This window comes from Vibrio sp. 704 (genome assembly GCF_033339295.1).
Genome location: NZ_JAWOUH010000908.1, coordinates 1 through 541, shown reverse-complemented (window position 1 = coordinate 541; position 541 = coordinate 1). Strand labels below are relative to the sequence as shown.

General features: G+C 45.7%; 1 protein-coding gene. It reads right to left on the bottom strand.

Annotated features, from left to right (window positions below):
- On the bottom strand, positions 1-541 hold a 541-nt coding region (locus R7R24_RS29815; RefSeq protein WP_318120602.1), incomplete at both ends, for a PTS transporter subunit EIIC.

The window sequence follows — 541 nt, the reverse complement described above, 5'->3', positions numbered from 1 at the left end:
AATGAACAGAATGCAACAGAGAACAATGCACCACCAACTTGGCTACGTTTCTCAACAGGAGCCGCTAGGTACATAGCAAGTGCTGCACCTGGTAGACCAAACATCATTACTGGGAAGAAACCGTTCATGAATACACCAGCGCTCTTATCACCACCGAAGAAACGGTGTAGGTCACCAGATTTAACTGTTTCAGTTACTTCTTTAACAGTTGCTGTAATTTCTGGAGTTACTGAGTTAGCGAATTCAAATGTGTGAGTTTGACCTGCAACAAGAGTCTTAGCTAGAGCTGGGTCAACACAAAGTTGTTGTAGTGCAGGAAGAGCTTGACCAGCAGCTGTTGCGCCAGAAACTAGCACTTCTTGACAAGAACCCATACCAAACCAGAAGAAAGAGTTCAGTACGTGGTGTAGACCTACAGGAATTAGAGCACGGTTAAGCGTACCGTAGACAAACGGACCGATTGCGCCAGAAGTAGAGATACCGTGAGCAAGTGCATCTAGACCACCTTGGATTGTTGGCCATACAATACCTGAAACAGCAC